The organism is Lachnospira intestinalis (assembly GCF_040095895.1).
GTDB lineage: Bacteria > Bacillota > Clostridia > Lachnospirales > Lachnospiraceae > Lachnospira > Lachnospira intestinalis.
This window is the reverse complement of the sequence record NZ_JBBMFS010000032.1, coordinates 1-795: the sequence shown is the minus strand read 5'-3', so window position 1 is coordinate 795 and position 795 is coordinate 1. Positions and strand designations below refer to the sequence as shown.

Genomic DNA, 795 nt, shown 5'->3' with positions numbered 1-795 from the left:
TCTTTTACCAGATGAATGTGGCTTAAACTGTTTTCTTCCATGTTCATACACACCCAGATAGAATACACTCTTTTGATATCATCATACTCCGTGTTTTCAAAATCCCGTTCCTTCTGTGACGAAATCAGACGGCTTACGTAAAATACTGCCCTGTTTAAAATTCCATATCTCTGCGGTTCATCTTTTTGTGCTTCCACATTAATAATAATCTGCGAAAGTCCGTCTTTCATCCGCACATAAAACACAATATCAAACCGCACCAACCCCTCTGCATGTTCCTGATTCTCTGTATTCAGTCCTGCGATTCGAGAACCCGACTTTAACTTTTCTTTTCTACTGATATTCTGTTTTACTTCCCCTGCTGTCAGTTTCTCTTTTTCTATCTCTATGTTTGTCCCTGTCTGACCGGTCTGCAGCACTTCCCGATTTGTCAGTCCCGGCTCTAACGGTATCCTGCTGATATACGGTTCTCCCTCGATTAAGGTTTCCACATATCTTGGATTCATTCCCTTAAATTCATCTACCGTTCTTACCAGTATTTGTGCCAGTATGCTTTTCTGTCCCAACAGTCTTTTAGCACTTTCATCATACTGCGTTCCCTGATCTGCCGCCGTTACGGCATTATATACCTCCGTATGCATTGCCCCCTCCTTTGCATCTTACTTAAAAATAGCCTTCTTACACCGTCCGCTTCCCAAACATCAACAGATACTCCTGCGCCTTCTGCAATGAAATACTCAGCTTCTTCTGTAACCGCTCCAGTATATCCTGTTCTGACAGTCCGAATTCATAGCC

At 42.6% G+C, this 795-nt stretch carries 1 pseudogene; it reads right to left on the bottom strand.

Annotated features, from left to right (window positions below):
• Positions 1-641, bottom strand: a pseudogene (locus WMO37_RS14850) (hypothetical protein); the annotation flags it as partial.
• Between the last annotated feature and the right edge of the window lie 154 nt (positions 642-795).